Source organism: Methylophaga sp. (genome assembly GCF_030651745.1).
Genome location: NZ_JAUSCC010000107.1, coordinates 1 through 3,380 on the forward strand (window position 1 = coordinate 1; position 3,380 = coordinate 3,380).

Consider the following 3,380-nt stretch of genomic DNA (forward strand, 5'->3'; position numbering starts at 1 on the left):
CAAACTCAATCAGTCAGGTCGTTGAATTATGGATTTATTGCAACAGTTACGCGGTTATTGCAAGCAGTTTGCCTCATCGGCAACATGGTTGATGATACCTATTTTACTGTTTGGATGCGCTGCAACTGCTCAGCAATCAGATGAAAACAATTCTTTTGAGGCTGTTGAGTTAATAGATGCCGATACCGACGATTCAGCGCAATCTGCGATGAATTTGCCGCTTACACCGGAACTGGTTTATTACATCCTCACCGCTGAAATTGCCGGACAACGTGGGCAACTCGATATTGCCGTCGATTTATACAATCAAGCGGCAGAATTAACGGATTCTCCTGAACTGGCTGGGCGTTCCGCAAGAATTTCAACTTTTTCACGTGATCCGCAACGAATTAATCGTGCATTGACCCGCTGGCAGGAAGTTTCTCCGGGAGAAGCTGAAGTCTATGTGATGCGGGTGCCATTTCTGTTAATGGAAGATAACTATCCGGAAGTGGTGAAAAACATGAACCGGGCATTAGCGCTGGATCCGGAACATAAAGAAAGATATCTGGAGTCATTGGCTGCCAACTTGAGCGAAAAAGGTGATCCGGAAAGAGGCCTGCAGACGCTTCTGGAACTGGATCTCTATCAACAAGATGATCCGGATGCCCGCTATACCTATGCTCGACTTGCAGCTTATTTCCAGCGGTTTGAGGTTGCAGAAATTGCAGTCGATGGATTACTGAAAGAGTATCCGCGCAACGAAGCTTATCTCGGCTTAAAAGCGGATTTACTGCAAACATTCAATAAAAGTGATGAAGCGTTAAAACTTATCGCTAAAGCTGCCGAACAAGACGGTGCCAGCGAAACTTTACGTTTTACCTATGGAAAATTGTTAGGCGAAAGTGGCCAGTCCGATAAAGCAAAACGTATTTTTGAAGAGCTGCATCTGGAGAACCCGGATAACCCGGATGTTATCTTTGCGCTGGGTCTGTTAGCCCTTGAACGTGAAGATGGTTCTACTGCCAAAACTTTTTTCAGTCAGCTGTTACAGATGGGCGATGCCGGTGGCCAGGCCAGTTACTTTATGGGGCTGGCAGAAGAAATGAACGATAACATTGATTCAGCACTTGTATGGTTTGCTTCGGTTCCTGCAGACAGCCAACGTTTTGAAATGGCGCAAACCCGTTATATCAACTTGCTTGCTAAGCGTGGCGATGTCGACAAAGCAAGACAACATCTGAAATTACTGCGTCAGGAACGTCCGCAGCAAGCTATTGATTTTTATCTGTTTGAAGCTGCCTTCTTACGGGATCAGGGCATGCCTGAAGAGTCATTCAATGTATTGAGTGAGGCGTTGGTCAACCATCCGGGCAATATCGATTTGTTATACAGCCGCGCTATGGTCGCCGAATCGATTGATAAGCTGGATGTGCTGGAAAGCGATTTACGCACTATTTTAAAAATCGATCCGAATAATTCACAGGCGCTTAATGCATTGGGCTATACCTTGACTGATCGCACTGATCGTCATGACGAAGCCTTAGAGCTGATCAATAAAGCATTGGAGCTGCGTCCTAACGATCCGTACTATCTGGATAGCCTGGGCTGGGTCTATTACCGGTTGGGTGATATGGAAAAAGCGGAATATTACCTGCGTGAAGCCGTTGCGATTCAAGCTGATGCCGAGTTTGTCGCCCATCTCGGTGAAGTGCTTTGGGTACAGAACAAAAAAAATGAAGCGAAAAAATATTGGGATCAGGGTTTAAAGCTGGATCCCGATAATAAAGTGCTTCAGGAGACCCTGCAGCGGCTAACGAAATGAAACGGCTGTTCGTTATTGCGGCGGTCATGTTGATGACCGCCTGTACACCCTTCTGGCAAACCAAGCCTCTCGCTCCGGCAGAAGTTTTGTGGGAGCAACGCCAAGTCTCGTTAAAACAATTGAACGACTGGTCATTTCGTGGCCGTACCGTTATCCGCCAGGACAAAGAAGGCTGGAATGTCGGTGTAACCTGGCAGCAGCAGCAAGATGATTTCAATATCCGTTTGTTTGGTCCTTTTTCGCAGGGTGCGGTTGAATTAAAAGGTGACGATGTATTGGTCACCATGACCTTTTCCGATGGCGAAAGCTATTCTGCAGAGACCCCCGAACAGCTACTGGCCGAAGTATTAGGTTGGTTGTTACCGGTAAGTGCTTTGCGTGATTGGGTAAGAGGATTGCCACATGAAGCAATCAAGATTGATCAGAAAACGCTGGATGAAAAAGGCCGGTTGACCACACTTTCTCAAGCTGGATGGCAAGTAGAATTTGTCGATTATGTGCCGCTGGAGGGCAATGATATTCCCGCCAAAATTTTTATTGAACATCCGCAATTAAGTATTCGTCTGGTGATGAATGGTTGGAAAGTTGGTAAATGAATGAATGGTGGCCTGCGCCGGCAAAGCTAAATTTATTTCTGCACATCACCGGCCGCCGAGCAGATGGTTATCATGAACTGCAAACAGCCTTTCAGTTTTTAGATTATGGCGATCAACTGAAATTTACCGTTACCGAAGATTCAGCAATTGTGCTTCAAACGCAACTGACCGATGTTGCTGCCGACGATAATCTGATTGTTCGAGCGGCTAAACTTTTACAAACAACGGCAAAAGTCAGCTCAGGTGCCACTATTCAACTCGAAAAAAAACTACCGATGGGTGGTGGTCTGGGAGGCGGTAGTTCAGATGCTGCAACCACACTGGTTGCGCTGAATAAGCTTTGGCAATGTGCATTAACGGAAGATCAGTTGGCAACGTTAGGATTGCAGTTAGGCGCAGATGTACCGGTTTTTGTCCGTGGTCACGCCGCATGGGCCGAAGGTGTTGGTGAAGTATTTACCCGGATTGATCCACCAGAACCATGGTATTTAGTTATTTTTCCAGACTGCGCTGTCTCAACCGCAGAAATATTTTCCGCAACGGAATTGACACGCGATTGTGAACCAATCACAATAGCGGGCTTCCTTGCGGGGGAAGGCAGTAACATTTGTGAATCGGTGGTTAAAAAGTTACATCCACCAGTTGCGCAGGCACTGTCTTGGTTGGCACAATATGCAGCCATTCCACGTATGACCGGAACGGGTTCTTGTATTTTTGCCCGCTTTAATTCGGCCGATGAGGCTGAAAATGTTTTACAAAATGTGCCGGAACATTGGCATGCTTTTACTGCCAAAGGGTGCAACGAATCACCGTTGAGTCTTTGTGCAAAAGACTTCGAGAGAAGTCTGAATGTAACTGCAAATTGATAGAGTTGTGTAATAACAGTTGGGGTATCGCCAAGCGGTAAGGCAACGGGTTTTGATCCCGTCATTCCCAGGTTCGAATCCTGGTACCCCAGCCACTCTTTTTGTTTATTGAAC

At 46.4% G+C, this 3,380-nt stretch carries 3 protein-coding genes and 1 tRNA gene; all 4 read left to right on the forward strand.

Features of this window, described 5'->3' with window-relative positions; genetic code table 11:
* The first annotated feature begins 28 nt into the window (after positions 1-28).
* Positions 29-1,804, forward strand: a complete 1,776-nt coding sequence (locus Q7V21_RS12435; RefSeq protein WP_304917602.1) for a tetratricopeptide repeat protein — start codon at positions 29-31, stop codon at positions 1,802-1,804.
* A complete protein-coding gene (lolB, locus tag Q7V21_RS12440; RefSeq protein WP_304917603.1) occupies positions 1,801-2,400 on the forward strand; it encodes a lipoprotein insertase outer membrane protein LolB in 600 nt (199 codons plus the stop codon). Before Q7V21_RS12435 ends, lolB begins: the two co-directional genes overlap by 4 nt.
* Positions 2,397-3,266: a 4-(cytidine 5'-diphospho)-2-C-methyl-D-erythritol kinase gene (gene ispE, locus Q7V21_RS12445; protein WP_304917604.1), complete on the forward strand. Its 870-nt coding sequence runs from the start codon at positions 2,397-2,399 to the stop codon at positions 3,264-3,266. The genes lolB and ispE overlap by 4 nt, the downstream gene beginning before the upstream one ends.
* 20 nt (positions 3,267-3,286) lie before the next feature.
* Positions 3,287-3,361, forward strand: a tRNA-Gln gene (locus Q7V21_RS12450).
* Positions 3,362-3,380 lie beyond the last annotated feature (19 nt).

What these genes read in the sequence shown, in the direction of transcription:
- lolB (WP_304917603.1), top strand. Translation starts at nt 1,801, where the DNA reads ATGAAACGGCTGTTCGTTATTGCGGCGGTCATGTTGATGACCGCCTGT.
- Q7V21_RS12435 (WP_304917602.1), top strand. Translation starts at nt 29, where the DNA reads ATGGATTTATTGCAACAGTTACGCGGTTATTGCAAGCAGTTTGCCTCA.
- ispE (WP_304917604.1), top strand. Translation starts at nt 2,397, where the DNA reads ATGAATGAATGGTGGCCTGCGCCGGCAAAGCTAAATTTATTTCTGCAC.